This window comes from Telluria sp. RT2P19 (genome assembly GCF_059685725.1).
The window spans coordinates 50,629-77,597 of the sequence record NZ_JCASIL010000019.1 but is presented as its reverse complement, the minus strand read 5'-3'; the positions used below and the strand labels follow the sequence as shown (position 1 = coordinate 77,597).

The window sequence follows — 26,969 nt, the reverse complement described above, 5'->3', positions numbered from 1 at the left end:
ATGATCTCCTGGAAAAGGGGAGAGAAGCGGGAGAGCGAAGCGCAGTGCGCTTCGGCTTGCAGCGTTGGTCGGTCAGGCGCGCTTGCGGCGGCGCGTGGCGGCCAGGCCCAGCGCGCCGGCAGCCAGGATCAGGATGCTTGCCGGCTCCGGTACCTCTTCGATGCGCAGGCTGTCGAGGCCGATATAGTTGGCGTTGTCGGCCAGGCCGGTGTACTGGATCGCGAAGCGGGCGGTACCAGCGGTTGGTTCGAGATTGAATACGTACTTCGTCCATTCGCCGGTTTGCACCGTGATCGCCTGGGACAGCACGAAGTCGCCCAGCGCGCTGCCGCCGGTGCTGAAGCCGAACGCCACCTGGTCGAAGAAGTTGGCGTCTTCGGCGCCGCGCAGCCAGAACGACACGCTGGTGTTCATGGCGGTGGAAAATTCGGGTGTGATGAGCCAGTTATTGATTTGTCCGCCCACGACGCCGCTGCCGTAGTTGACGGCGGCGTAGCTTTCGGGCGCGCCGGCCTGGGACTCGAACTGGCTCTGGTCTCCCTGGTACCAGCTCAGGGCACCTGCCGGATTGCTGGCATTGTTCAGGATCCAGCCCCGGTCATCGAGCGTGGATACGTCATCGAATCCCTCGTCGACCAGAACGTCGAGGACATCGGCCTGGGCGGTTGCCATGGCGCCGGAAACGACTACTGCAAATAAAGCTTTCTTCATCATGCTGATACGCTCCAATAAGGTATGCGGTGGGCAGCGACTCGATAAGGCGGCGCGAACCTTGGTGCTTTCACGGGTTTGTGTCGGCATGATGACAATGAGCATTTAATGTGCCAGCAATGCAGATGCTTGATTTCTAATAGAAATATTTCAAAACGCAAATTCCAGAGTAAAAAATGTAAGATTTCTCGACATTTTCTTACAGTTATTAACAACTGGTGAAACTTTGTTCAAAGGCTTGCACAGGTCCCCGACTGTGCTGCGGCCTGGGTCTGAACGGCGCTGGTATGGCGCCGGTCAGACCTCCATAAGGTAGGCTGTTACCGACCAGGAGGACGGTGGCCGCGGGTGAAGCTGATGCGAGTCTACAAAGCACATAAAGTGGATATTCCATCTTCCACGCATGCGTCGCGCTTGGCAAGCGCGCTCACCTGACCATGCCAATGCGAAACGCGCCCGGGCGCCGTGCTAGGCTTGCCAGTCATCCAATACAACCGGGATTCCCATGCAAGCCATTCTTCCTCTCCTTGCCGTCACTTCCCTGGCCGCCGGCTGCGCCGCCACCCCGGCGCCGGTCGACCCGCGCGACGGCTTCATGGCCACCCTGCAGGGCATGTGCGGACAGCGCTTCGAAGGCGCGCAAGCCTATGCGGCCGACCCGGACAATGCATTCGCCGGCAAGAAGATTTCTACCCAGGTCGACTGCAGCCCGACCGAGATCCGCATGCCGGTGCAGGTCGGTGCAGATCGTTCGCGCACCTGGATCTTCACCCGCCCACAAGCCGGACTGGAACTGCGCCACGACCACCGGCACGCCGACGGCACGCCGGACAAGGTGACAATGTATGGCGGCATGGCGAAGGAGGGCGGCACGGCGCGCTCCCAGGCTTTCCTGGCCGACAAATACACCGCCGACCTCGTGCCCGGCGCGGAAACGAATGTCTGGACCGTCAGCCTGAGTGAAGACGGCAAGACCCTGACCTATCGCCTGGAGCGCCATGCCAGGCCGCGCGCCGAATTCGTCCTGCAGCGCGTGCCGGGATAAAGGCGCCGGGGCCTGGCGTCCCGTCCACCTGCCGGTCTGGCCGATTTCATGGTGCAGTGCGCAACGTTGCGACATGATAATTTGCAAATAGCTATACTTGGATGGTCGGCGACGTCGTCCCATCTTGAAGGAGCTTCATGCAGTTCAGATCGGCACAACTGTCCGTGCGCTTCATCGTTCCGCTGGCCCTGGTGCTGGCGCTGTTCGGTTATTTCGCGATTCCATGGATGGAAAATCTCACCGTACGCTGGTTCGTGCGGGATCTCGATACGCGTTCCCAGCTGGTATCAAGCACGCTGCAACAGCCGCTGCTCAATTACCTTGAGGATAATGATTCCGCGCGCATCAACGACGCGTTCAGCCGCGCGATCCAGGACGAGCGCCTGTATGCGCTTGGCTTCTGCGCGCCCGACGGAACGCTGCTGTACAAGACCGATACCTATCCGCTGTCGCTCGGTTGCCGCCAGGGCGCGGACGGCGAAGACGCCAATCCCGTCGTGCGCCTGCCGCGCGGACCGGTGCATGTCTCGAGCCGCGATCTGATCCAGGACGGCATTTCCGCCGGACGCCTGGTGCTGGTGCAGGACATGAGCTTCATCGAGCAGCGCAGCGAAGACACCCAGAAATACATCATCGGACTGTTCGTCGTGCTGGCCGGTGCGATCTCGCTGATCACGGTGCTGATCGCCCACCTGAGCTGGCACGGCTGGCTCAACGGCGTGCGCGAAATGCTGCGCGGCGAATTGTCGCCGCGCCGGCCTGGCCCCATGCCGCCGGAAATCGCGCCGCTGGCCAGCGAATTGCGCGCCCTGCTCAACGAATACAACCGTGAATTGCAGGGCAGCGGCGTCGAGTCGCAGACCTGGGGCGCCGACACGCTCAAGACCTTGCTGAACCAGGACCTGGCGGGCGACGAGATCCTGGTGGTCTCGAACCGCGAACCGTATATCCACGTGAACACGCCGGGCGGCGTCAAGGTGCAGCGCCCCGCCAGCGGCCTGGTGACGGCGGTCGAAGCGGTGATGCGCGCCTGTTCCGGCACCTGGATCGCGCACGGCGCCGGCTCGGCCGACCACGACACGGTCGACGCCAATGACCATGTCCGCGTGCCGCCCGACAACCCGAGCTATACGCTGCGCCGCGTCTGGCTGTCGAAGGAAGAAGAGCAGGGCTACTACTACGGCTTCGCCAACGAGGGCCTGTGGCCGCTGTGCCATATCGCCCACGTGCGGCCGGTGTTCCGCTCGTCCGACTGGGCCGAATACGTCAGGGTCAACCAGCGCTTCGCTGACGCCGTGATCCAGGAAGCGCGTTCCGACAACCCGGTGGTGCTGGTCCAGGATTACCACTTCGCCCTGCTGCCGCGCATGGTGCGCGCGGTGCTGCCGAAGGCCACCATCATCACCTTCTGGCACATCCCGTGGCCGAATCCGGAGTCATTCGGCATCTGCCCGTGGCGCGAGGAAATCCTCGACGGCATGCTGGGCAGCACGATCCTTGGCTTCCATACGCCGTTCCACCGCAAGAACTTCCTCGATACCGTCGACCGCTATCTCGAGACCCGTATCGAGAACGAGGCCTCGACCGTCAGCTATGGCAACGAGCTGACCCAGGTGAAGCCGTACCCGATTTCGATCGCCTGGCCCGAGGCCGCGCCGGACGAGTGCGACGTGGCGGCCTGCCGCGCCGAGATCCGCCAGGCGCTGGCGCTGCCGGCCGACCAGTTGCTGGGCATCGGCGTCGACCGCCTCGACTACACCAAGGGCATCATCGAACGCTTCCAGGCGGTCGAGCGCATGCTCGAGCTGCATCCGGACATGGTCGGTAAGTTCACTTTCGTGCAGATCGCGGCGCCGACCCGCTCTTCGCTCGACGAATACCAGAATTTCGAAGCGCGGGTGCGCGCGCTGGCCCAGCGCATCAACCAGCGCTTCTCCAGCGGCAGTTACCTGCCCATCATCCTCAAGACCGAACACCATGAACAAGCACAGTTGCGTACGTATTTCCGCGCCTCCGAAGTGTGCAGCGTGACCAGCCTGCACGATGGCATGAACCTGGTGGCCAAGGAATTCATCGCCTCGCGCGACGACGAGCAGGGCGTGCTGATCCTGAGCCAGTTCACCGGCGCCGCGCGCGAGCTGCATGAGGCGCTGATCGTCAATCCTTACCACATCGAAGAGGGCGCCGAAGCGCTGTACCGCGCGCTGCGCATGCCGGCCGACGAGCAGCGCGAGCGGATGCGCACCATGCGCGTGCGGGTGCGCGACTTCAATGTGTATCGCTGGGCGGGCCGCATGCTGCAGGACGCAGCCCGGCTGCGCCAGCGCGAGCGCGTGCGCTCCAGGATCAACTCGCTCAGCCAGAACCGGGTGCGCAAGGGGGAGGCATGAAAGAGCAGATGAGCATCGACACCAACGAACAGGAAGCGCTGGACCTGCTCGCCGCGCCCGGTTGCGCGCTGTTCCTCGACTTCGACGGTACGCTGGTCGATATCGCGCCGCGGCCCGACCAGGTGGTGGTGACGCCGCAATTGCTGGCCGCCCTGGGCGCCTTGCAGCAGCGGCTGGGCGGCCGGCTGGCCATCGTCTCCGGCCGCCCGGTCGCCGAGCTCGACCGGATGCTGGCGCCGCTGGTGCTGCCGGCAGCCGGCGTGCACGGCATGGAGCGACGCGGCCTCGATGGCGTGCTGCGCCAGTTGCCGGCGCCGGATTTCAGCGCGGTGCGCACCCAGGCCCACGCCCTGGCCGCGCGCCACCCCGGCCTGTGGGTCGAGGAAAAACACGGCGCGCTGGCCCTGCATTACCGCCAGGCGCCGGAACTGCAGGCGCTGTGCGTCGAGACCATGACCGATGCGGTGCGCACCAGCCTGGGCCTGCTGCTCATGGAGGGCAAGATGATCGTCGAGATCAAGGCCGCCGGCGTCAGCAAGGGGACGGCGATCCGCGACTTCCTGGCCGAGGCCCCGTTCGCCGGCCACCGGCCCCTGTTCATCGGCGACGACACCACCGACGAAGCCGGCTTCGAACACGTACAGCGCATCGGCGGGATCGGCCTCAAGGTCGGACCTGGCCCGACGGTGGCCGGCTGGCGCATCGCGTCGAGCCAGGCCGTGCGCGAGGCGCTTGCGCGGGCCGCCGCCACGTCAACCCATTGAAAGGACACAGCATGAACGATGTTTCCCAGCACCCCGGTTCGACCGCCGTGAACGAAGCGCCGGGCTCGCTCGATTGCGGCGTGGTCGGCAATTGCGCCTTCAGCGCCATGATCGACCGCATGGGGCGGATGGTATGGTGCTGCCTGCCGCGCTTCGACGGCGATCCGGTATTCAACGCCTTGCTCGACCCGAGCGAGAACGGCGGCTTGTGGAGCATCGAGCTGGAAGACGTCGTGCGCAGCGAGCAGGTCTATGAGCCGAACACGGCGGTGCTGCGCACGCGCCTGATCGATGGCGCCGGCAACGGCATCGAGATCACCGATTTCGCGCCGCGCTTCCTGAGCCGCGACCGCATGTTCCGGCCCCTGATGCTGGTGCGCCGCGTAAAGCCGATCGGCGCCGGCGTGCGCGTGCGCGTCAAGCTGCGGCCGCGCTTCGAGTATGGGGCCAAGCTGCCCGAGATCACGCAGGGCAGCCACCACATCCGCTACGTCGGGCCCGACCAGACCCTGCGCCTGAACACCGATGCCTCGCTCAGCTATGTGCTGGCCGAATCGTATTTCCTGCTCGACCGGCCGGTTAACTTCATGCTGGGGCCGGACGAAACGCTGGCCGACGGCATCCAGGACACCGCCCACCGCTTCGAGAAAGAAACCATCGGCTACTGGCGCACCTGGTCACGCCGCCTGGCCTTGCCGCTCGAGTGGCAGGACGTCGTGATTCGCGCCGCCATCACGCTCAAGCTGTCGTTGTATGAGGACACCGGCGCCATCATCGCCGCCATGACCACCAGCGTGCCGGAAGCCCCGGGCAGCGAACGCAACTGGGACTACCGCTACTGCTGGCTGCGCGATGCCTTCTTCGTGATCCGGGCCCTGAACAGCCTGTCCGAAGTGGGGACCATGGAAGACTACCTGCGCTGGCTGAGCAATGTGGTGGCGCGCGCCAAGGGGGGGCATATCCAGCCGCTGTACGGCATCGGGCTCGAGGAACAACTGCCCGAGTCGATCGTCGATCACTTGCCCGGCTACCGCAACCACCGACCGGTACGTATCGGCAACCAGGCGCAGGAACACTTCCAGCACGATGTGTACGGCAATATCGTGCTCGGTGCGGCCCAGGCCTTCTTCGACCACCGCCTGTTCCGGCGCGCCGGCCTTGCCGAATTCCAGCAGCTCGAAGCGGTGGGCGAGCAGGCCTTCCGCGTCTGGGCCGAGCCGGACGCCGGCATGTGGGAACTGCGCACGCGCGCCCGCGTGCACACCTCGTCGGTGCTGATGAACTGGGCGGCCTGCGACCGGCTGGCCAAGATCGCCGAAGAGCTGGGACTGCCGGACCGCGCCGCCTTCTGGGGTGAGCGCGCCGAACTGATCCGCAATCGCCTGCTGGCCGAAGCCTGGAGCGACGAGCGCCAGGCCTTCGCCGAAAGCCTGGGCGGACGCGACCTCGACGCCAGCGTGTTGCTGATGGCCGAGATTAATTTTATCGACCCAAAAGATCCGCGTTTCGTCGCCACCGTCGACGCGCTCGAAAAATCCCTGTGCGACGGGCCGTACATGCGCCGCTATGAAGCGCCCGACGACTTCGGCCGGCCAGAGACCGCCTTCAACATCTGCACCTTCTGGCGCATCGATGCGCTGGCACGGATCGGACGGACAAAAGAAGCGCGCGAAGTGTTTGAAGCGATGCTGGCGGCACGCAACCACCTGGGGCTGTTGTCGGAAGATACTCATCCGGACACGGGTGAAATGTGGGGCAATTTCCCGCAGACCTATTCGATGGTCGGCCTGATCAATTGTGCCATGCGACTGTCCAAGTCGTGGAACAGCGTGGTGTAAATACGACGTGACAAACGGTCAATAACGCAACACGTAGAGTGTTGCGTTATTGATCACGTAACTTTATTATTTTACTTCTAAGGGATGCGGTAGTATCGCAGATACCTTGACGTCCAGCACTCTTAGTGGAGGCACGCAGACGAGTTGAAATGCTTTCCAATGGGAACGCACGATTGAAATTTCAACTAGATTGCTTGGGGTATAATTTCCTAGACAAAAAATTATCCGGCAAGAAACAGCTGTCGCTCACGTCTTAAAAATTGCAACAGCACATTCATACCGCCCCGCCGCCTCATTGGTAGTAATAATATAGATGACTATAAAAGTTCTTACCGTTTTCGGAACGCGACCGGAGGCAATCAAGATGGCTTCCGTCGTGCGCGCGTTATCGGATTCGCCGGATATCGACGTCAAGGTCTGCGTGACCGCCCAGCACCGCCAAATGCTGGACCAGGTATTGGACCTGTTTTCGCTCACGCCCGATTTTGACCTGAACCTGATGACACCGGGCCAGGATCTGTCGGATATCACATCCAAGGTGCTCACCGGCATGCGCGGCGTGCTGCGGGAGTGGCGCCCGGATTATGTTTTCGTCCATGGCGATACTACCACGACTTTTGCAACCAGCCTTGCCGCGTATTACGAGCGGATACCGGTCGGCCATGTAGAAGCGGGATTGCGTACTGGAAACATCTATTCGCCGTGGCCGGAAGAGGTCAATCGTTGCCTCACCGGCGTGATCGCCAGCCTGCATTTCGCGCCGACCGACCACGCGCAACAGAATCTGCTCGATGAAGGGGTACCGGCCGCGAATATCTGCGTCACGGGTAATACTGTGGTGGATGCCCTGCTCGACGTGGTCGCGCGCCTGGAAAGCGATATCCAGCTCAAGCGCGAGATGGAAGCCCGGTTCGACTTCCTTGACAGCAAAAAGAAACTGATCCTCGTGACAGGCCACCGGCGCGAGAATTTCGGCAGCGGCTTCGAGCAGATCTGCCGCGCCCTGGATGAAGTCAGCCGCATGCCGGATGTCGAAGTGCTGTATCCGGTGCATTTGAACCCGAATGTGCAAGAGCCGGTGCAACGCATCCTCAAGGGCAATCCGAATGTGCACCTGATCGATCCGGTCAGCTACCTGCCTTTCGTGTACCTGATGAACCGCGCATCGATCCTGCTGACCGATTCCGGCGGCATCCAGGAAGAAGCGCCATCGCTGGGCAAGCCGGTGCTCGTCATGCGCGACACCACCGAGCGGCCAGAAGCGGTGGCGGCGGGCACGGTGCGCCTGGTCGGCACCGGCATCGATTCCATTGTCGGCGGCATCCGTACACTGTTGAGCGACCCGGCCGAATACCAGCGCATGAGTTCGGCAACCAACCCGTATGGCGACGGCACCGCCGCTACCCGCATCCTCAATTTTTTAAGAGAAAAACATGAGCAGCACCTTTGATACCATCTCGATGATCGGTCTGGGTTACATCGGTCTCCCAACCGCTGCGATGTTTGCGTCGCGTAAAAAGAACGTCATCGGCATCGACATCAACCAGGATGCGGTCGACACCATCAACAGCGGCCAGACCCATATCGTCGAACCCGATCTGGACATGATCGTCGCCGCCGCCGTGAACCAGGGCTACCTGAGGGCCTCGACCACCGTGCAGCCGGCCGACGCCTTCCTGATCGCGGTGCCGACGCCGTTTCGCGGCGACCACGAGCCCGACGTCACCTACGTCGAGGCGGCCGCGCGCTCGATTGCGCCGGTGCTGAAAAAGGGCGATCTCGTCATCCTCGAATCGACCTCGCCGGTGGGCACCACCGAAAGCCTGGCGAAATGGCTGGCCGAAGAGCGCCCCGATCTTAAAATCCCGCTGGGCCCGGACGACGAAGCGGACATCAATCTCGCCTACTGCCCCGAGCGCGTGTTGCCGGGCAAGGTGATCCACGAGCTGGTCTCGAACGACCGCATCATCGGCGGCATCACCAAGGCCTGCTCGGCGCGCGCCATCGAGTTGTACCAGACCTTCGTGCAGGGCGAGTGCATCGAGACCAATTCGCGCACGGCCGAGATGTGCAAGCTCACCGAGAATTCATTCCGCGACGTGAACATCGCGTTCGCCAATGAGCTGTCGGTCATCTGCGGCAAGCTCGGCATCGACGTGTGGGAACTGATCGCGCTGGCGAACCGCCATCCGCGCGTGAACGTGCTGCGTCCGGGCCCGGGCGTGGGCGGCCACTGCATCGCGGTCGACCCGTGGTTCATCGTGCACAGCGCGCCGGAGCAGGCCAAGCTGATCCGGGCCGCGCGCGAAGTCAACGACTACAAGCCGCACTGGGTGCTCGACAAGGTGCGGGAAGAGGTCGACAAATACCTCGCCGCCAACCCGACTCGCAAGGAATCCGATGTCACGATCGCCTGCTTCGGCCTCGCCTTCAAGCCCGATATCGACGACCTGCGCGAAAGCCCGGCCCTCGACATCGCCGCCGAGATCGCGAAAACCCACAGCAGCCGCATCATCGTGGTCGAGCCGAATATTTCGGCGCTGCCCGCGAGCCTCGACAAGGGCGAGCTGCGCACGCCGCAGGATGCGCTGGCGCGCGCGCAGATCGTGGTCATGCTGGTCAACCACAGGCCGTTCATGGCGCTCAAGGAAGCGCTGTTCGCCGACAAGGTGATCATCGACACCTGCGGCTACCTCAGCGCCACTGGCCGCTGACCTCGCAAAGGAATCCGTCATGCGTGTACTTCACGTCCTGGATCATTCGATTCCGCTGCACAGCGGCTATACCTTCCGCACCCATTCGATCCTGCGCGAACAGCGCGCGCTTGGGTGGGAAACCTTCCACGTGACGGGTTCCAAGCAGAACTCGGGCGCGTTGCGCGAGGAAACCGTCGACGACCTGCATTTCTACCGCACGCCGCACGCCGACAATCCCCTGGCGAAATGGCCGGTGCTCAAGCAGAAACAGGTGGTCGACGGTCTCGTGCGCCGCCTGTCCGAGATCATCCCGCAGATCAAGCCGGACGTCCTGCATGCGCATTCGCCGTCGCTGAACGCGATCGCGGCGCTCAAGGCCGGCAAGAAATTCGGCATCCCCGTGGTGTACGAGGTGCGCGCCTTCTGGGAAGACGCCGCGGTCGACCACGGCACCGCGACCGAGGGCGGCCTGCGCTACCGCCTGACGCGCGCGCTGGAAACCCACGCGCTCAAGCGCGCCGACGCCGTCACGACCATTTGCGAAGGCCTGCGCCGCGACATCGTGGCGCGCGGCATCCCGGCCGACAAGGTCACCGTGATCCCGAACTCCGTCGACATCGACAAGTTCGCCGTCGGCGGCGTGGCCGACCAGGACCTCAAGACCAGGCTCGGCCTGCAAGGCGCGCGCCTGATCGGCTTCATCGGGTCCTTCTATGCCTACGAGGGCCTGGACATCCTGCTGCGCGCGGCGCCCGCCCTGAGCGCCGAGCGGCCCGACCTGCGCATCCTGCTGGTCGGCGGCGGCCCGGAAGACGCGCGCCTGCGCCAGATGGCCAAGGACCTGGGCATTGCCGACAAGGTGGTGTTCACGGGACGGGTGCCGCACGACCAGGTGCAGATGTACTACGACCTGCTCGATGTGCTGGTCTATCCGCGCCTGTCGATGCGCCTGACCGACCTCGTCACGCCGCTCAAGCCGCTCGAGGCGATGGCCCAGGGCCGGGTGCTGGCCGCGTCCGACGTGGGCGGCCATCTCGAACTGATCGTCGACGGCAAGACCGGCGTGCTGTTCAAGGCCGACGATCCGCAGGCGCTGGCCGACAAGGTCGGGGCCCTGGCCGACGCCCAGGACGACTGGCCGGCGCTGCGCGCGGCGGGCCGCCAGTTCGTGGAAAGCGAGCGTAACTGGAAAGCCAGTGTCGGCCGTTACAAGAGCATCTATGGCCGCCTGACGGGCGCCGCGGCCTGATGAAGATCCTGACGTTCAGTACGCTGTTCCCCAACAGCGAAAAGCCGGGCCACGGCATTTTCGTCGAAACGCGCTTGCGCCACCTGGTCGCCAGCGGCCAGGTCGAGGCGCGCGTGGTGGCGCCGGCGCCGTGGTTCCCGTCGAAACATCCGATGTTCGGGCAGTATGCGCGCCAGGCCAAAGTGCCGCGCAGCGAAGTGCGCCATGGCATCCGGGTCGAGCATCCGCCCTACCTGGTGGTGCCCAAGGTCGGCATGAACGTGGCGCCGGCGCTGCTGTTCCAGTCGGCCAAGGGAACGATCGCGCGCATGATCGACGAAGGTTATGACTTCGACCTGATCGACGCCCACTATTTTTATCCGGACGGTGTGGCGGCGGCGCTGCTGGCCCGTTATTTCAACAAGCCGTTCGTGATCACGGCGCGCGGTTCGGACATCACGCTGTTTCCCAAGTTCGCGCTGCCACGCAGGATGATCCATTGGGCCGCCAGCCGCGCTGACGGTATCATCACCGTCGCCAGTGCGCTGCGCGATGAAGTGATCGGCCTGGGCATCGACCCGGCCCGCGTCGTCGCGCTGCGCAATGGCGTCGACCTGCAGCTGTTCCGGCCACCGGAACGACGGGAAGACAAGCCGTTCACGCTGGTGACGGTGGGCCACCTGGTGCCGGTCAAGGCCCAGGAATTGAGTATCGGCGCCTTGCCCCTGTTGCCGGGCGTGCGCCTGGTGATCGCCGGCGAAGGCCCGAACCGGGGGATGCTCGAAAACCTCGTGCGCGAATTGAAGCTCGAGGACCGGGTCACCTTCCTCGGCGCCGTCTCGCAACAGGAGCTGCGCGTCCAGTACGGCGCCGCCGATGCGATGGTGCTGTCGTCCAGCCGCGAAGGCTGGGCCAACGTGCTGCTCGAATCGATGGCGTGCGGCACCCCCGTCGTGGCCAGCCGCGTGTACGGCACGCCCGAAGTGGTGGCGGCGCCCGAGGCCGGCGTGCTGATGAACGAACGCACGCCCGAAGGCGTGGCCGAAGCCGTCAACCGCCTGCGCGCCAACTATCCCGAGCGCGCCGCCGTGCGCCGCTACGCCGAAGGCTTCAGCTGGGACGACACCACGGCCGGGCAGCTGCGGCTGTTCCGCTCCATCCTCGAGCAGGGCGAATCGCTGGCTCTCGCATAAGCGCTCACCCGCCGTCATGGGCGGGTCATATTTCGCGATTACATTCGCCTGCATACCGTGACCCGGGGGGGCGTGCATGGCGTGGGGTGATTCGACAGTCAGGACGGCGCGCATGGCCGCCGCAAGGCGCGCCGCATGAGGCAGGGCGACATTCAACAAGGCATCGCCGGGAAAAAGATTCTCGTGCTCAGCGTGCCCGCCGGCGCCGGTCATACCCGGGTCGCCGAGGCTATCCGTTCTTGCGCGGCGATCCACTATCGCGACGTCGACGTGATCCACCTGGACGCGATGGCCTTCGCCGCGCCGCGCCTGCGCAAGGTGTACACCGAGTGCTACCTGCTGCTGATCAAGCGCATGCCTGGCCTGTGGCGCCACGTGTACCGGCTGACCGGCGAAGCCCGGCCGGATGGCTGGTGCAACCGCCTGCGGCGCTGGATCGAGCGACGCGACTGCCGCCCGCTGGCGGCACGAGTCGCCGCGCTGGCGCCGGACGCCATTATTTGCACGCACTTTCAGCCGGCCGAGATCCTGTCGCAGCAGATCACGGCCGGCGCCTTGACCTGCCCGCTCTGGGTGCAGGTGACCGATTTCGACCTGCACCGCATGTGGATCCATCCGCACGTCGCCGGCTATTTCGCGGCCAGCGACGAGGTGGCGTTCCGCATGCGCGAGCAGGGCATCCCGGCGCACGCGATCCACGTGGCCGGCATTCCCACCATGCCGGCCTTTTCGCAGTTGCACGACCGCGCCGAATGCGCGCACGCACTGGGCCTCGATCCCGCCGTGACGACTTTGCTGCTGATGGGGGGTGGCGCCGGGCTGGGAGGCTTGAGCCGGGTGGCGGAAAAATTGCTGGCCATCCCCGGCGACTTCCAGCTGATCGCGCTGGCCGGCAAGAACGCGGCCGAACTGGCAGCCCTGCAGCGCCTGGCCGTGCGTTATCCGGGCCGGCTGGCGGCGCAAGGTTTCACGGACCGGGTCGAGCGCCTGATGGCCTGCGCCGACCTGGTGGTGAGCAAGCCGGGCGGCGCCACCAGCGCCGAATGCCTGGCGATGGGCCTGCCGATGATCGTCAACGCGCCGCTCCCGGGACAGGAAGAACACAACGCGAATTACCTGCTCGAGCATGGCGCGGCGCTCAAGGCGTCCGACCTGTCGACGCTGGCATACCGGGTGCGGCACCTGCTGGCGCATCCCGACCAGCTAAGGGCGATGGCCGGGTGCGCTCGGGCGCTGGGCCGGCCGCACGCGGCCATGCAGGTGCTGGAAACCGTGCTGGTGCGGTGCAAACGGCAGTCTGAATGTCAAAGTGAAAAGGCTTATGGTTGAATTGTCGGATGGCGGCAGGGTCGTAGCGATGGTGGGGGCAGTACTGGTGGCGGCCTACCTGTTTGCGCGGGTGGAGGTGGAAATCGAAGGCGAAGCCGGCTGGGCGGCGAACCTGCCGACCTGGCGCATCGAGCAGCACCCGCTGCTCGATATCGTCATGGGCGGCCGGGCGCTGACCGGCTACCATCTGTGGATGTTTTCCTTCATCGGACTGATTTTCCACTTCCCGCTGTTCTTCATGGGGCAGTGGTCGCTCGAGCTCGAAGCATGCGTGGCGGCCTCGATCATGCTGTTCTGGATCGTCGAGGATTATCTCTGGTTCGTCATCAATCCCGCCTTCGGCTGGCGCCGCTTCAAGCAGGAGCTGGTGCCCTGGCACAAGCACTGGGCGTTCTGCGCCCCGGTCGACTACTGGATATTCGGCGCCGTCAGCCTGCTGCTGTTCTGGTACGGCGCCTGAGCCAGCACACCCAGGTCGAGCCCATGCCGGATCCGGCAGCACAGCTCGGTCGAGGTGCGCGAGATCAGCTCGTGCGGGATCCCGAACCTGGTTGTCAACCGGTCGTGGTCTTCGAAGCCATACGACACGATGAACGGGTGCATGCCGGTGCCGACCGCCGCTGCGAAATCCTTGTGCTCGTCGCCGCAGATATACGCGCGCGCCGGGTTGATGCCGAACTGTTCGCGCGTCGCGCGAAATTGCGCGGTCTTTTTTTCCTTGAGCGGAATGTGGACCATGAAGTCGAGTTCGGCGATATCGATATCGTGGCGTATGAACAGCTGGCGCAGGGTCTCCAGCGGATCGAGCGTGATGTTGCGGGTCACGATGCCGACCGTGATGTCGGGCGCGGCGATCAGTTCGCGGATCAGGTCGGCGATGCCGTCATAGAGCCGTGCTTCTTGCCGGTAGATGCAGGTCAGGGTGTCGATCAGTTGCGCGCGGCTGTTCTTGCGCAGATTCTTGCGCAGGATTGACGGGAACTCTTTCAAGCCGCCCAGGTACTTGAGCAGGTTGTGCCGCTTCTGGAACCGGGTCTCTTCTCCGATCACCAGGCCGTGGCGGGAAAATGCCGTCTCGATCGCGGAGAAGGCATCGATGGTGGTGCCGTCGGCGTCGAGGATCAGGAGCTTCTTGTCGCTTTTGTACATGATGTCTGCGTATCCGGTTAGCGTTGGCCGATCCGGCGTGAACACGTGCCGGAGCTCACTGTTGACCATCATCCGCCCGCGCAATGACAGGCGTGTGACAAAACAACTGTTGTGGCGCGTGGCCGACCCGCCGGCGGCGTGGAACAGGCAAGATTCACTCGGCCGAGCCGTCATCCGCCGAATTGGTACACTGGCCTATCGACAAGGCAGGCGGGACCAAAATGCGTTATATGGATTTCAGTTCGTGGCAAGGCGCGATGACGACCATCATCGGGCTTGCCGTCTTTACCTTGCTGGGCGTGGGCATCCGTCTCCTCATGATGCAGACCATCCAGCAGCGTCGCGAGCGCATGAACCGCCAGATCAATGAGCGCCTGAAAACCCTGATTGCCGCCTATCGCACCCTGGGTGGTTCTTTCACCGGCCAGTTGACGGTCGATCCAACGCATCTGCGCAATGTGCGCGAGCGCGCGCAGTCAGGCGATGAGGGCGCGGGCGAGGGGATGGCCAGTTCAGACCGTGCGCGCCGTATCCGCGACGCCGTCGAAGCCGCGCTGGCGGATATCCTGCTGCTCGGTACCGAAGAACACTGCCGGCTGGCGGCGCAGGCGGCGACCGACCTGGCCGCGGGGAGGCCGATCCACACGGCGGAGCTGGTGGTGAGCCTGCGCACCTTTATCCGCACCGCGCTCGATCTCGATCCGATGCCGGACGAGGTAGTGATCCCGCTGCAGGGGCCGACACGCACCCAGGGCGGTGGCGGACGTGCGAAAGGCGAGGCCGGCGGCGCTGGAAGCAGGAGTGGTGGCGGCGTGGAGGGAGGAGCCGGCATGGCCATACCGTTCGGGCCGGGCGCGAAAGACGGCGGACCATCAAGTTGACCTCGCGATCAAAAGCGCGCGATATACTTGGGCTCTCTCTTCTCACTGACTTCGCGATGTCAAACCTGCTGCCGAATGGTCTCTATGACCAGTTACTCACTGATGACCTTTCGGAACAAATTGGACAGCATGGAAAAAATCAGCTCACTCTCAATGCCGTTGGCGTGCAGGCCGCACCACAGTTGCTCGTCGATGCGTTGTCCGAGCAGCTCGGAAGGATCCTGCACGGTATGCCCAAGACCTTCGATGGCGACGAGGAAGAGGAAGGACGACAGGCGCGAGTAGAAACGCAGTTAGAGCTTATCAACGGTTTATTGGTAAATCTGCGCAGTCAGTTGGATGAGCGCTTTCCAGAGCTTGATCACGCGGACAATATTCGCCTGTTGACCAGTCCTGCAAGACATTTGACTTCGATCCATCGAGAACGATCGGCACCAGCCATGCCCGATATCGGAGTTGCAGCGCCCTGGTTGTTCGCCGCATCTAAGTCATCACCATCGTTGCTGAATGAATTGCGACATGAATTAAGCAGTAGTGATCGCGTTGACATACTGATGAGTTTTATTACTGTATCGGGGATACGCAAGATACGTGACATCTTGCAGACTATTACTTCGACCGGCGGATGCGGGCAATCTCGAACCCTCCTGAGAGTGCTGACAACGACTTATATTGGCGCCACTGAAGCCCAAGCGCTTGACGAGCTAGCACGGCTGCCGGGGTGCGAGGTGCGTGTATCCCTCGATGGCCGGCGCACGCGACTGCATGCGAAAGCATGGATCTTCGAGCGCGACAGCGGCTTCGGTACGGTTTACGTCGGCAGTGCTAACTTGACCCAGGCTGCTTTGGCAGGTGGGCTTGAGTGGACGGCTAAATTTACCGAGCGTGGGCAGTTAAACATGTTCACGCAGGCACGCGCACATTTCGAGACGCTGTGGCATGACAATGAGTTCTTTCCCTATCATCCGGACAGGGATGGGCATCGTGCAGCACTCGACCAAGCAATTCTACGTGAGCGCGGGACGTTCAAAGAAGATGCCACCCCGCAAGTCTTGAATTTTTTCGACCTGCAACCGAAAAACTATCAGCGTGAGATGCTCGAACAGTTGCAAACCGAACGAGAGCATGGCCGCAAGCGCAATCTGATTGTGGCAGCCACCGGGACAGGCAAAACCGTTATCGCGGCCTTCGATTATCAGCGTATATGTGCGGAGCATGGCGGCCGTCCTCGTCTGTTATTCGTTGCACATCGTCTGGAGATCTTGCAACAGGCAATCCGTACGTATCGCGAGGTACTGAGAGATCCAAGTTTCGGTCAGCAACTAGCGGGCGGCATCAGGCTCGATAGTCCCGATCATCTGTTTGTGACGATCGACAGCTTGCACTCTCAGGATCTTCTGGGGCGATACGGAGAAGACTACTGGCATACAGTTGTATTCGACGAATGCCATCGCATGGCCGCCGCCAGCTTCGACAAGGCCGCGCGCCGCATTAAACCGGAGATCCTTCTAGGCTTGACAGCCACACCAGAGCGCAGTGACGGGAAGCCCGTCCTTAGGTACTTTGATAGCCGGGCCGACGGTAGCCCTGCCGTGGAGATGCGGCTGTGGCATGCGCTCGACTTGCAACTGTTAGCGCCATTTGAATACTTTGCCTGCGATGACGAGACGGACTTGAAAAACGTTCCTTGGAATCGAAGCGACGAACAAAAGGCACTGGATGGTCTCTTGACGGGGAATCACTTTCGAGCCCGCCTGATCGTCAATGAGTGGCGGCGCTTGTGTGCAAATCCGCGGGAAAGCCGGGCTATCGCGTTTTGTGTAAGCATTGACCATGCCCGCTTCATGACAGAGCACTTCATCCGGGCTGGCCTGCCAGCGCTGTGTCTTACCGGCCAATCAAGCCGCGAGGACCGGGCTTCTGCTCCACATAGGCTAGAAAGCGGCGAAGTCTGCGTCTTGGTTACCGTGGATCTTTATAACGAAGGCGTTGATTTACCGATCGTCGATACCTTGCTCATGCTTAGACCAACCCAGAGCCCGGTGGTGTTTCAGCAGCAGATCGGTCGTGGGCTTCGGCTCCATAAAGGCAAGGAAAGCTGCCTGGTGCTCGACTTTGTCGGACAGCTGCAAAAGGAATTCCGATTCGATCGCTTACTTGGCCAGCTCACAGGACTTAGTCGACGCGAGCTCATTGAGGGAGTGGAGAATGGATTCAGCAAACTTCCAACAGGTTGCTATCTGCAACTGCAGAAGCAGACTCGCGACCAGGTGCTGGCTAGTTTGCGTAACCTGATTCAGCAGAACTGGCGTCGGCTGATCCGTGAATTGCAGACTTTTGTCAGCCTGCATGGGCGCTCGCAGCTCAGCATGCCCCTGTTCTTGCACGAACAGGCGCTGAATCTCAGCGATATTTATCGAAGTACAGGCCGAAGTGGATGGACTGCACTCCAACGCTCGGCCGATTTACTGCCAGTGGACGAGGAGCCGGAAGAGTCGTACTTCGGCCACCGCTTCAGTGCGCTTCTGCATATCGACGATCCCGAACAGATCGCACTGATGCAGGGGTTGGCAAGCCTTCAGTTGGAAAGGCTTGCCGACGATCCGTACACCGAGCTTCGGCTGCAAATGCTGGCTTACCAAGTGGATGGCACTGCAAATCGGGTGGGAAGTGGCAAAGATTTCTTGCAGCGGCTTGAAAGAAATCCGCATTGCTTGAGAGAGCTGGCTGAACTGGCTGACGTCCTGGATATCACACGTCTTGCTCGTCATATGCCAATCCCCGGCCTTGAGGATGCCCCGCTGTGCCTGCATGCGCATTACCGGGTGAACGAAATCCTGACTGCGGTGGGATATCTGACGGCGGAAAAGCGGCCTCGCTTTGGCGAGGGAGTGCTGCGGCTCAAGCCACGAAAAACAGAATTGCTATTCGTTACTCTCGATAAGCGCAGTGGCTATCACGATGCGATTTCTTATCAAGATTACGCACTCAGCCATACGCTATTCCACTGGCAGACGCAAAACAGCTGTAGCCCGCAGAGTGCAAGTGGGCTGCGTTATTTGCAGAGCGTAGGCCAGGACGCGAATGGTTGGCGCTTCCAGCTGTTCGTGCGCAACGATAAGGACAGTGCTTACCTGGCATGTGGACCGGTCGTGCTCGAAAATGCCCACGGAGCGCATCCAATGAACATTACCTGGCGATTGGAACATCCACTCCCGGCTGCGGCTTTTGCACAGTTCAGCATCCTGCGAGCCGCTTGAATTGGCCAAGAACTCGGGCTGCTATGTTCAGGCTTCGTCCGGCAACGGCAAAGGCAGCGGCGTCACCGTCACCTGCACGTCGAGCTCCTGCTTGCCGCCGCCGAGCACGATGCCGCGCAGCGGGGTGACGTCGCTGAAGTCGCGTCCCCAGCCCAGCGTGACGTGCTCATGCTGCACCAGGCAGCGGTTGGTCGGGTCGAAATCGACCCAGCCCAGCGCCGGGCAGAACACCGACACCCAGGCATGCGAGGCGTCGGCGCCGACCAGGCGCGGCTTGCCTTCGGGCGGGTGGGTCAGGATGTAGCCGCTCACATAGCGCGCCGGCAGGCCGATGCTGCGCAGGCAGCCGATCATCAGCTGGGCGAAATCCTGGCACACGCCGCGCCGGCCGCGCAGCACCTGCTCGAGCGGGGTCGAGATATCGGTCGCCTTGGCGTCGAATTCGAAGTCGTCGAAGATCCTGTACGTCAGGTCGAGTGCGGCGTCGAGCTGCCGCCGTCCCGGGGTGTAGCTGGCGCGGGCATAGGCTTCGAGCTCGGGGAAGCTGGTGACATGGGGCGACGCGTACAGATAGCGGCAGGCTTCCATCGTGGCCGCGCTTTTCTCCTTGCCCATCATGTCGCGCACGCATTCCCAAGGCAATGTGCCGGCGATCTGCGCCAGCGTGTAGCGCGCGCGCAGCGAGACCGTCGATTCGGCGTGCACCAGCAGGCTGTCATGCGGCACGGTCAGCGCCACGTGGCGGGTCAGGTTGCCGAAGTAATCGACACCGTCCTTGCTGTCGTTGACCACCGGGTCGAGCCAGATCAGGTGCGACTCGGTCTGCTGGCAGGGAAAGGAGCGCGGGGTCAGGTGCAGGTATTGCTGCGACAGGGTGACCGTGCTGCTGTAGGTGTAGCGCGTTTCATGCACCACGCGATAGCGTGCGCATATTCCGGCACCCGGCGGCGAATCGATCATGAGCTGCGGTTCCTTTGGCGGCCGTTATCGGTATAGCTGAAAAATTGCACGCTGATCTGCTCGGACAGGGTCGCGCCGGCCTGGCCGATCCGTTGCAGCAGGCCGCCCAGCAACGCATTGCCGTGGTTCAGGTCGGTACCCGGGTCGAGCGCGATCAGCTCGTCCTTCAGGGACGCCAGCGTGTCCGCGCCGCAAGCGCCCTGGGTTTGCGCGACCTTGGCCAGCGTGCTCAGGATGCCGTTGAGCTGGAACAGGATCGAGCGCGGATTGCTTTCGTCGAGCAGCAGCAGGTCGAGCACAGGCAGCCACTCGGGCTGGGTCCGGTAGCGCGCGCGGTAGGTGACGATGCTGTCGGACAGTTCAAGCAGCCATTCCAGGTTGCCGTTCGCATCCATCGCGAGCGCGCGCTGCAGCACCAGGCTCTGGAACTGCAGGCGTTCCAGGCGGCGGCCGATCGACATGAAACGCCAGCCAAGGTCGCGCGTCATTCCGTCCATGGCGAAGCCGGCCAGGGTCATCAGCGCGGCGGTGGCGTCGTCGAGGATCGTCATGACGCCCGACTGCGATGGACGCTCGCCCGGCGCCAGGGCCGGCTGCACCATGCGGTTCAGCGCGCGCCAGTTGTCGACCGAGAACCGCTCGTGCAACTGGCCGGCGATCCGGTGCAACTGCTGCTGCTGGCGCGCCAGGCCGGGCACATTCGGCGAGACCACGGCCAGCAGCAGGGCCGACTCCATCTCGGCGTCGGTGAAGATGGCGCTGGCCTGGCCCGGGCTTTCGCCAGGGCCGGGCGGCGGCGCTTTCTTTTCGGCGTCGATCAGGCCGAACCAGATGCACAGCGCTTCGACGGTCGGCCACTCGGCGCCGCGCTGGTCGAAGCGCACGTTGAACAGGAAATTGAGCGCGACCCGCAGCAGGCGCGCGATATTGTCGCAGCGCTCGGCATGGCGCCCGAACCACAGCAGGTTCTCGGCCACGCGGCTCGACAGGTTGCTGTCCTCGCGTACCAGGTCGGCGCCCGTGATGCTGCGTTTTTGCAGGTGGTGCACCTCGACCGGGGAACGCGCCTGGACCCAGGTATCCTTGCTGGCGCCGCCCATCTGCATCGTCAGCACGCGTGCATCGGGTCCGGTGGCCACGCGGGTCAGGCCGCCGGGCATGACCACATACCCGTTCGGCGTGGCGCAGGCGAACACGCGCAGGCCGACCGCGCGCGCCTGCAGGCCGGGCGCGACGCCGTCCTTCCACACCGGCGCCTGCGACAGCCGCACCAGTTCCTGGGCGATGTAATTGTTCGGGTTGGCGCGCAGCCGGGCGATGAGGGCCGCACGCGCGGCGCCGTCCAGGTCCTGGCCGAACACGGCCGCTTGCGGCAGTTGCGAGAAACTGGGCTTGATGACCAGCCGGTCCAGCTTGCCGACCACGGTGTCCAGCGCCGCCTCTTCGCCGCACCACCAGGTGGCCACCGACGGCATCTTGAGGGGCTCGCCCAGCAAGCGCCTGGACAACGCCGGCAAGAAGCCGAGCAGGGCGCCCGATTCGAGCAGGCTCGAGCCGAGGCTGTTAGCGACCAGCACATTGCCGCGCATGGCGGCCTGGGTCAGTCCTGCCACCCCGAGCAGCGTGCCTTGCAGCTCCAGCGGGTCGCATGACTCGTCGTCGACCCGGCGCATGATCACGTGCACCCGGTGCAGGCCGGCCAGGGTTTTCAGGTAGACCACGCCGTCACGCACCGTCAGGTCGCCGCCTTCGACCAGCGGCAGGCCGAGATAGCGCGCCAGGTACGCTTGTTCATAGTAGCTGGCGGTGCGCGGACCGGGCGTCAGCAGCACGATCAGCGGCGCTTCGCCTGCGCGCAATGGCGCCGGCGCGTCGCCGCCGGCCGCGCACAGGCGGCCCCAGTGCACCAGGCTCTCGTGCATGGTGCGGAAGAACCTGGTCAGCGGCTGCACCTTGAGTTCGCGCAGCAGGTCGGGGAAGGTGGGCGCGATGATGGCGCGGTTTTCCAGGGCATAGCCGGCGCCGAAGGGCGCCTGGGTGCGGTCGGCCATGACCCACCAGTGGCCGTCGGGCGCGCGCGCCAGGTCGACCGCGTAGAAGTGCAGGGCGATGTCGTCGTGATGGCGCATGCCGTGGCAGGGACGCAGGAAGCCGGCGTGGCCGTGGATCAGCGCCGGCGGCAGCAGGCCTTCGCTCAGCATCTCCTGCCTGCCGTAGACGTCGCCGAGGATCTTGTTGAGCAGAGTGGCGCGCTGGATCACGGCCGCCTCGATGCCGCTCCATTCCCCGTACGGCAGGATCAGCGGCAGCACGTTCAGGTCCCACGGCCGTTGCCGGCCGTGGACGTCGGCGGCCACGTTGTAGCTCACGCCGTTCTCGCGCACCTGGCGCTGCACCATGTCCTGGCGCTGGCGCATCATGGCGGGCGCCTCGTGCGCCAGGCTGTCCAGCAGCGCACGCCAGTGCGCGCGCGGCGCCTTGGCCGCGTCGAGCATTTCGTCGAAACTGTCCGGCGCGGCCAGGTAGTGGGCAAGTAGTTGATTCGGCATGAGGCGCTGCTGATGACTGGTGATGCAAAACGATAGGTTAGCTTGCCTGCCAGCGTAAATCTAGTGTCATAGGGAAACTCGGATTGAGTGGCTCCTTGTGCACCGTCATCGGACCCGGGGTGTGGCCATGCGGCCAGAAGCGCGCGAAGCGGCGCGCCTCGGCGGCATTCGCATTGACCGGCGAACCCGTTTCATTGCGTCCGCCGGGGTGCACCACGTGGTAGGTGCAGCCGCCGATCGCGCGTCCGTTCCAGGTGTCGACCAGGTCGAACACGAGCGGCGCCTGCACCTTGATGCTCGGATGCAGGGCCGACCAGGGGTTCCAGGCACGGAAGCGCACACCTGCCACATACTCGCCCGGCACGCCGGTCGGATGCAGCGGCAGCATGCGGCCGTTGCAGGCCACCACGTGGCGGCCATCGGTCAGCCCGCGCACCAGCAGCTGCATGCGTTCGACCGACGAATCGACGTAGCGCGCGGTACCGCCGGCGGAGACTTCCTCGCCCAGCACGTTCCACGGCTCGATCGCCTGGCGCAGCTCCATTTCCACGCCTTCGTAGGTGACGGTGCCGAAGCGCGGGAAGCGGAACTCGACGAACGGCTCGAACCAGTGGTCTTCGAAGGCGTAGCCGGCCGCGCGCAGGTCGCGTGCGACGTCGCGGATATCCTGGGCGACGAAGTGGGGCAGCATCCAGCGGTCGTGCAGGGCCGTGCCCCAGTGCACCAGCCTGGCCTGGCAGGGCGCGCGCCAGAACTGCGCGACCAGGGCCCGCAACAACAGCATTTGCAGCAGGCTCATACGCTCGTGCGGCGGCATTTCGAAGGCGCGGAATTCCACCAGGCCCAGGCGGCCGGTCGGGCCGTCCGGCGAATACAGCTTGTCGATCGAGAACTCGGCGCGGTGCGTATTGCCGGTCAGGTCGACCAGCAGGTTGCGCAGCAGGCGGTCGACCATCCACGGCTTGTCGCCCGGATGCAGGGTCGGCAGCACCTGGTCCATTTGCTGGAATGCGATCGCCAGCTCGTACAGATTGTCGTCGCGCGCCTCGTCGACCCGCGGCGCCTGGCTGGTCGGCCCGATGAAGGTGCCCGAGAACAGGTAAGACAAGGCCGGATGGATCTGCCAGTAGATGATCAGGCTCTTGAGCAGGTCGGGACGGCGCAGCATCGGGCTGTCGTCGACGCTGGCCCCACCGAGGGTGGCGTGGTTGCCGCCGCCGGTACCGGTGTGGCGGCCATCGTGCATGAATTTCTCGGTGCCCAGGCGCGTCAGGCGTGCTTCCTGGTAGAGGGTCGTCACGTTGTGCACCAGCTCGCTCCACGAGGCGGCCGGATGGATATTGACTTCGATGACGCCCGGGTCGGGCGTGACGCTGAGCAGCTTGATGCGCGGGTCGCGCGGCGGCGCATAGCCCTCGATCCGCAGCTTCATCTTGAGCTTGGCGGCGGTGGTCTCGATCGCGCCGACCAGCGCCAGGTAATCCTCGATGCGTTTTTGCGGCGGCATGAACACGTACAGGCGCCCGCCCCGCACTTCGACGCACAGCGCGGTATGGATCACGTCGCGCGCCGCCGGCTCGGGTGGCGCGGCGGGCGTGGCCGGCTTGCCTGTCCTGGCGGTCTTGTCCGCCGACTTGCCGGCGGCCAGGCCCAGCACCGGGCGCCGGTCCTTTTTCGCCGCCGGCAGGGCTGCGCGCGGCGCGAACGGATCGACATCGAAGCCGGGATCGCGCTCCTCGGGCAGCACCCACGGCAACGTGGCCAGCGGCAGGCGCAGGCCGATCGGCGAGTCGCCCTCGAGCAGGTACAGGTTTTCGCGCCGCAGCGGCCAGGGCGAGGTACGCCAGCTGCTGCCGAGCATGACCGCGGGGTCGTAGTCCCTGGCCTGCAGCGGCAGCACGTAGCCGGCCACTTGGCCCAGGCCGCGCTCGAGCAGGCGCGCCAGCCGGCGCCGTTCCTCCGGCGCGTTCAGGTCGGCCCGCAAGGGGTCGAGGTTGCGCGGCAGCGCCTGCTCGCGCTGGGCCTGCAGCAGCACGTCTTCATAGGCCGGGATGGCGCTGCCCGCCGGCAGGCCGAGCGACTTGACCAGCTCGGCGATGAAGCGGCCGGCTTCCTCGCCGCCATAGCCATCGTCGACATGCTCGTCCGAGAACAGGGACGGATCGAGCCAGATCGGCTGGCCATCGACGCGCCAGAAGATGTTGAGCGCCCAGCGCGGCAGGGGCTCGCCCGGATACCATTTGCCCTGGCCGTAGTGCAGCATGCCGCCCGGCGCGAAGTGGTTTTTCAAACGGTGCAGCAGGTTGCCGGCCAGTTCGCGCTTCTTGTCGCCGTGCGCCAGGGTATTCCATTCGGGACCATCCATGTCGTCGATCGAGACGAAGGTGGGCTCGCCCCCCTGGGTCAGGCGCACGTCCTGGGCCAGCAGATCGGCATCGACCTGCTGGCCCAGGCGGTCGATGGCCTGCCAGTCGGCCTCGCTATACGGCTTGGTCACGCGCGGATCTTCATGGATGCGGGTGATCGTCATCTCGTGGACGAAGGTGACCTCGGCCTTGTCGCTGAACCCCGTCACCGGCGCCGCCGACGACGGCAGTGCGGTACAGGCGAGCGGAATATGGCCTTCGCCCGCCAGCATGCCCGACGTCGGATCGAGCCCGATCCAGCCGGCGCCGGGGATATATACCTCGGTCCAGGCGTGCAGGTCGGTGAAGTCCTCCAGGGGACCGCTCGGACCGTCGAGCGCTTCCTGGTCGGCCCGCAGCTGGATCAGGTAGCCCGAGACGAAACGCGCCGCCAGCCCCATCTCGCGCAGGATCTGCACCAGCAGCCAGCCAGTGTCGCGGCACGAGCCGGAACACTTTTCCAGCGTGTCTTCGGGCGTCTGCACGCCGGGTTCCATCCGCAACAGATAGGCGATATCGCGCTGCAGGCGCTGGTTGATGGCCACCAGGAAGTCGTTGGTGTTCATCGGCTGCGCCAGCAGCTCGCGCCGCGCCGCGTCCACCCAGGCCAGCAGGCGGGGACCCGGCGGCTCGGCCTGGGCGTAGGCGCTCAGCTCCGCCTTCAGTTGCTCCGGATAGGCGAAAGGGAAGTTTGCGGCATAGCTTTCGATGAAAAAATCGAAGGGATTGATGACGGTCATGTCGGCGACCAGGTCGACCGTGAACTCGAGCGTATCCGTTTTTTCCGGGAAGACGAAGCGGCCGATGTAGTTGCCGTACGGGTCTTGCTGCCAATTGATGAAATGCGCTTGCGGTAGCACCGACAGCGAATACGACAGGATCGGCGTGCGCGCATGCGGCGCCGGACGCAGGCGCACTTCATGCGGCGACAGGGCGACTTGCCGGTCATAGCGGTAACTGGTCTTGTGGTGCAGCGCGATACGGATAGCCATGCAAAAGTGCCTTTATAGGGAAGATCACCAACGATACCAGTCTGATCGGCGGGTGCCTGTTTCAACAGTATTTAAGCATGATTCGTACCCGCAATATAATGCGATCGTGCGGCATCGCCCCAGCTGGCACGTTTCTTGATTGCACTTATGTCACTGGAGGATCCGATGCCGAATTTTTATGATGAAATGTATTCCGCTGCGGCAACTGCACGCCCTCACTACGACGCATTTGCCCGGTGGCTTGCCCTGCAGCCGCCGCACCTGATCGCGCAAAAGCGGGCCGAAGCCGAACTGACTTTCCAGCGCGTGGGAATCACCTTCGCGGTCTATGGCGACAACGCCGGCAAGGAACGCCTGATCCCGTTCGACATCATCCCGCGCGTGATCGACGCCGCCGAATGGGCCCGGCTGCAGGCCGGCCTGGTGCAGCGGGTGACGGCACTGAACCGCTTCCTGCACGATGTCTACCATGAGCAGAACATCCTGAAGGCGGGCATCATCCCGGCCGAACAGATCCTGGACAACGCCCAGTACCGGCCCGCCATGCAGGGCGTCAAGATGCCTTCCGATATCTACGCCCATATCGCCGGGGTCGACATCGTGCGCGCCGGCGAGGGCGAGTTCTACGTCCTGGAAGACAATCTGCGGGTGCCTTCGGGCGTGTCGTACATGCTGGAAAACCGCAAGATGATGATGCGGCTGTTCCCGGCGCTGTTCGCGAGCAACCGCGTGGCGCCGGTCGAGCACTATCCCGACCTGCTGCTCGACAACCTGCGCACCGTGGCGCCGCACAGTCCGGGCGACCCGACCGTGGTCGTGCTCACGCCCGGCATGCACAACTCGGCCTATTTCGAGCATGCCTTCCTGGCCCAGCAGATGGGCGTGGCGCTGGTGCAGGGGCAAGACCTGTATGTGAGCGACGACACTGTGTACATGCGCACCACGCGCGGGCCGAAGCAGGTCGACGTCATCTATCGCCGCATCGACGACGACTACCTCGACCCACGCGCCTTCCGCGCCGAGTCCACCCTGGGCGTGCCGGGCCTGCTCGACGCGGTGCGTGCCGGCCGGGTCGGCCTGGCCAACGCCATCGGCACCGGGGTGGCCGACGACAAGTCGATTTATCCGTATGTCCCGGACATGATCGAGTTCTACCTGGGCGAACAGCCGATCCTCAACAACGTGCCGACCTACCAGTGCAGGAAGAAAGAAGATCTCGCCTACACCCTGTCCAGGCTGCCCGAACTGGTGGTCAAGGAAGTGCACGGCGCCGGCGGCTACGGCATGCTGGTCGGGCCGGCCTCGACCCACGCCGAGATCGAGGCCTTCCGCGCGCGCCTGCTGGCCAATCCCGACGGCTATATCGCCCAGCCCACGCTTGCGCTGTCGGCTTGCCCCACCTATGTCGAAGCGGGCATCGCGCCGCGCCACATCGACCTGCGGCCCTTCGTCTTGTCGGGCAAGACCGTGTCGATGGTGCCGGGAGGCCTGACCCGGGTGGCGCTGCAGGAGGGCTCGCTGGTAGTCAATTCGTCGCAGGGCGGCGGCACCAAAGACACCTGGATACTGGAGAACTAGC

General features: G+C 64.1%; 18 protein-coding genes. 13 read left to right on the top strand and 5 right to left on the bottom strand.

Annotated elements, in window-relative coordinates:
• Positions 1–72: 72 nt before the first annotated feature.
• On the bottom strand, positions 73–714 hold the full coding sequence (locus AC56KW_RS20745; RefSeq protein ID WP_497172568.1) for a choice-of-anchor J domain-containing protein: 642 nt from the start codon (positions 712–714) through the stop codon (positions 73–75).
• Positions 715–1,216: 502 nt separating this feature from the next.
• Here AC56KW_RS20745 and AC56KW_RS20740 point away from each other — a divergent pair.
• From AC56KW_RS20740 to AC56KW_RS20695, 10 genes are all read left to right on the top strand, one after another.
• The gene (locus AC56KW_RS20740) at positions 1,217–1,756 is read left to right on the top strand and encodes a hypothetical protein (protein ID WP_497172567.1); all 540 of its coding nucleotides are present in this window, start codon (positions 1,217–1,219) and stop codon (positions 1,754–1,756) included.
• 137 nt (positions 1,757–1,893) lie between these two features.
• The gene (locus tag AC56KW_RS20735; RefSeq protein WP_497172566.1) at positions 1,894–4,146 is read left to right on the top strand and encodes an alpha,alpha-trehalose-phosphate synthase (UDP-forming); all 2,253 of its coding nucleotides are present in this window, start codon (positions 1,894–1,896) and stop codon (positions 4,144–4,146) included.
• Positions 4,143–4,910 carry a trehalose-phosphatase gene (otsB, locus tag AC56KW_RS20730; protein WP_497172565.1) on the top strand — a complete coding sequence of 256 codons (768 nt, stop codon included), beginning with the start codon at positions 4,143–4,145 and terminating at the stop codon, positions 4,908–4,910. Before AC56KW_RS20735 ends, otsB begins: the two co-directional genes overlap by 4 nt.
• A gap of 11 nt (positions 4,911–4,921) precedes the next feature.
• Positions 4,922–6,748 (top strand): glycoside hydrolase family 15 protein, encoded by a 1,827-nt coding sequence (locus tag AC56KW_RS20725; RefSeq protein ID WP_497172564.1) that lies wholly within the window; start codon positions 4,922–4,924, stop codon positions 6,746–6,748.
• A 313-nt stretch (positions 6,749–7,061) separates the two neighbouring features.
• Positions 7,062–8,198, top strand: coding sequence for a non-hydrolyzing UDP-N-acetylglucosamine 2-epimerase (wecB, locus tag AC56KW_RS20720; protein ID WP_497172563.1), 1,137 nt, complete (start codon positions 7,062–7,064; stop codon positions 8,196–8,198).
• A complete protein-coding gene (gene wecC, locus AC56KW_RS20715) occupies positions 8,182–9,462 on the top strand; it encodes a UDP-N-acetyl-D-mannosamine dehydrogenase (RefSeq protein ID WP_497172562.1) in 1,281 nt (426 codons plus the stop codon). Before wecB ends, wecC begins: the two co-directional genes overlap by 17 nt.
• 19 nt (positions 9,463–9,481) lie before the next feature.
• Positions 9,482–10,693 carry a TIGR04063 family PEP-CTERM/XrtA system glycosyltransferase gene (locus tag AC56KW_RS20710; RefSeq protein ID WP_497172561.1) on the top strand — a complete coding sequence of 404 codons (1,212 nt, stop codon included), beginning with the start codon at positions 9,482–9,484 and terminating at the stop codon, positions 10,691–10,693.
• On the top strand, positions 10,693–11,865 hold the full coding sequence (locus AC56KW_RS20705) for a glycosyltransferase family 4 protein (protein ID WP_497172560.1): 1,173 nt from the start codon (positions 10,693–10,695) through the stop codon (positions 11,863–11,865). The genes AC56KW_RS20710 and AC56KW_RS20705 overlap by 1 nt, the downstream gene beginning before the upstream one ends.
• Positions 11,866–12,000: 135 nt before the next feature.
• Positions 12,001–13,194: an MGDG synthase family glycosyltransferase gene (locus AC56KW_RS20700; protein ID WP_497172559.1), complete on the top strand. Its 1,194-nt coding sequence runs from the start codon at positions 12,001–12,003 to the stop codon at positions 13,192–13,194.
• The gene (locus tag AC56KW_RS20695; RefSeq protein WP_497172558.1) at positions 13,187–13,654 is read left to right on the top strand and encodes a hypothetical protein; all 468 of its coding nucleotides are present in this window, start codon (positions 13,187–13,189) and stop codon (positions 13,652–13,654) included. The genes AC56KW_RS20700 and AC56KW_RS20695 overlap by 8 nt, the downstream gene beginning before the upstream one ends.
• Here the strand turns inward: AC56KW_RS20695 and AC56KW_RS20690 are convergent.
• Positions 13,603–14,343, bottom strand: a complete 741-nt coding sequence (locus AC56KW_RS20690) for an HAD family hydrolase (RefSeq protein ID WP_497172557.1) — start codon at positions 14,341–14,343, stop codon at positions 13,603–13,605. The genes AC56KW_RS20695 and AC56KW_RS20690 overlap by 52 nt on opposite strands.
• Positions 14,344–14,564: 221 nt before the next feature.
• Here AC56KW_RS20690 and AC56KW_RS20685 point away from each other — a divergent pair, with 221 nt between their 5' ends.
• Both AC56KW_RS20685 and AC56KW_RS20680 read left to right on the top strand, forming a co-directional pair.
• Entirely contained in the window at positions 14,565–15,224 is a 660-nt protein-coding gene (locus tag AC56KW_RS20685; protein ID WP_497172556.1) for a hypothetical protein, read from the top strand.
• A 56-nt stretch (positions 15,225–15,280) separates the two neighbouring features.
• Positions 15,281–18,484, top strand: coding sequence for a DUF3427 domain-containing protein (locus AC56KW_RS20680; protein ID WP_497172555.1), 3,204 nt, complete (start codon positions 15,281–15,283; stop codon positions 18,482–18,484).
• A gap of 27 nt (positions 18,485–18,511) precedes the next feature.
• Here the strand turns inward: AC56KW_RS20680 and AC56KW_RS20675 are convergent, their stop codons facing one another.
• From AC56KW_RS20675 to AC56KW_RS20665, 3 genes are read right to left on the bottom strand one after another with little or no spacing between them, the layout of a single operon-like run.
• Positions 18,512–19,444, bottom strand: coding sequence for a transglutaminase family protein (locus AC56KW_RS20675; protein ID WP_497172554.1), 933 nt, complete (start codon positions 19,442–19,444; stop codon positions 18,512–18,514).
• A complete protein-coding gene (locus tag AC56KW_RS20670; RefSeq protein ID WP_497172553.1) occupies positions 19,441–21,993 on the bottom strand; it encodes a circularly permuted type 2 ATP-grasp protein in 2,553 nt (850 codons plus the stop codon). Before AC56KW_RS20670 ends, AC56KW_RS20675 begins: the two co-directional genes overlap by 4 nt.
• A gap of 37 nt (positions 21,994–22,030) precedes the next feature.
• Positions 22,031–25,390 (bottom strand): transglutaminase family protein, encoded by a 3,360-nt coding sequence (locus AC56KW_RS20665; protein WP_497172552.1) that lies wholly within the window; start codon positions 25,388–25,390, stop codon positions 22,031–22,033.
• A gap of 165 nt (positions 25,391–25,555) precedes the next feature.
• Here AC56KW_RS20665 and AC56KW_RS20660 point away from each other — a divergent pair, with 165 nt between their 5' ends.
• Complete coding sequence (locus AC56KW_RS20660) at positions 25,556–26,968, top strand: circularly permuted type 2 ATP-grasp protein (protein WP_497172551.1); 1,413 nt, start codon at positions 25,556–25,558, stop codon at positions 26,966–26,968.
• Position 26,969 lies beyond the last annotated feature (1 nt).

Excerpts from the sequence above, each read along its gene's own strand:
- AC56KW_RS20745 (WP_497172568.1), bottom strand. The coding sequence starts at position 714 with ATGATGAAGAAAGCTTTATTTGCAGTAGTCGTTTCCGGCGCCATGGCA.
- AC56KW_RS20740 (WP_497172567.1), top strand. The coding sequence starts at position 1,217 with ATGCAAGCCATTCTTCCTCTCCTTGCCGTCACTTCCCTGGCCGCCGGC.
- AC56KW_RS20735 (WP_497172566.1), top strand. The coding sequence starts at position 1,894 with ATGCAGTTCAGATCGGCACAACTGTCCGTGCGCTTCATCGTTCCGCTG.
- otsB (WP_497172565.1), top strand. The coding sequence starts at position 4,143 with ATGAAAGAGCAGATGAGCATCGACACCAACGAACAGGAAGCGCTGGAC.
- AC56KW_RS20725 (WP_497172564.1), top strand. The coding sequence starts at position 4,922 with ATGAACGATGTTTCCCAGCACCCCGGTTCGACCGCCGTGAACGAAGCG.
- wecB (WP_497172563.1), top strand. The coding sequence starts at position 7,062 with ATGACTATAAAAGTTCTTACCGTTTTCGGAACGCGACCGGAGGCAATC.
- wecC (WP_497172562.1), top strand. The coding sequence starts at position 8,182 with ATGAGCAGCACCTTTGATACCATCTCGATGATCGGTCTGGGTTACATC.
- AC56KW_RS20710 (WP_497172561.1), top strand. The coding sequence starts at position 9,482 with ATGCGTGTACTTCACGTCCTGGATCATTCGATTCCGCTGCACAGCGGC.
- AC56KW_RS20705 (WP_497172560.1), top strand. The coding sequence starts at position 10,693 with ATGAAGATCCTGACGTTCAGTACGCTGTTCCCCAACAGCGAAAAGCCG.
- AC56KW_RS20700 (WP_497172559.1), top strand. The coding sequence starts at position 12,001 with ATGAGGCAGGGCGACATTCAACAAGGCATCGCCGGGAAAAAGATTCTC.
- AC56KW_RS20695 (WP_497172558.1), top strand. The coding sequence starts at position 13,187 with ATGGTTGAATTGTCGGATGGCGGCAGGGTCGTAGCGATGGTGGGGGCA.
- AC56KW_RS20690 (WP_497172557.1), bottom strand. The coding sequence starts at position 14,343 with ATGTACAAAAGCGACAAGAAGCTCCTGATCCTCGACGCCGACGGCACC.
- AC56KW_RS20685 (WP_497172556.1), top strand. The coding sequence starts at position 14,565 with ATGCGTTATATGGATTTCAGTTCGTGGCAAGGCGCGATGACGACCATC.
- AC56KW_RS20680 (WP_497172555.1), top strand. The coding sequence starts at position 15,281 with ATGTCAAACCTGCTGCCGAATGGTCTCTATGACCAGTTACTCACTGAT.
- AC56KW_RS20675 (WP_497172554.1), bottom strand. The coding sequence starts at position 19,444 with ATGATCGATTCGCCGCCGGGTGCCGGAATATGCGCACGCTATCGCGTG.
- AC56KW_RS20670 (WP_497172553.1), bottom strand. The coding sequence starts at position 21,993 with ATGCCGAATCAACTACTTGCCCACTACCTGGCCGCGCCGGACAGTTTC.
- AC56KW_RS20665 (WP_497172552.1), bottom strand. The coding sequence starts at position 25,390 with ATGGCTATCCGTATCGCGCTGCACCACAAGACCAGTTACCGCTATGAC.
- AC56KW_RS20660 (WP_497172551.1), top strand. The coding sequence starts at position 25,556 with ATGCCGAATTTTTATGATGAAATGTATTCCGCTGCGGCAACTGCACGC.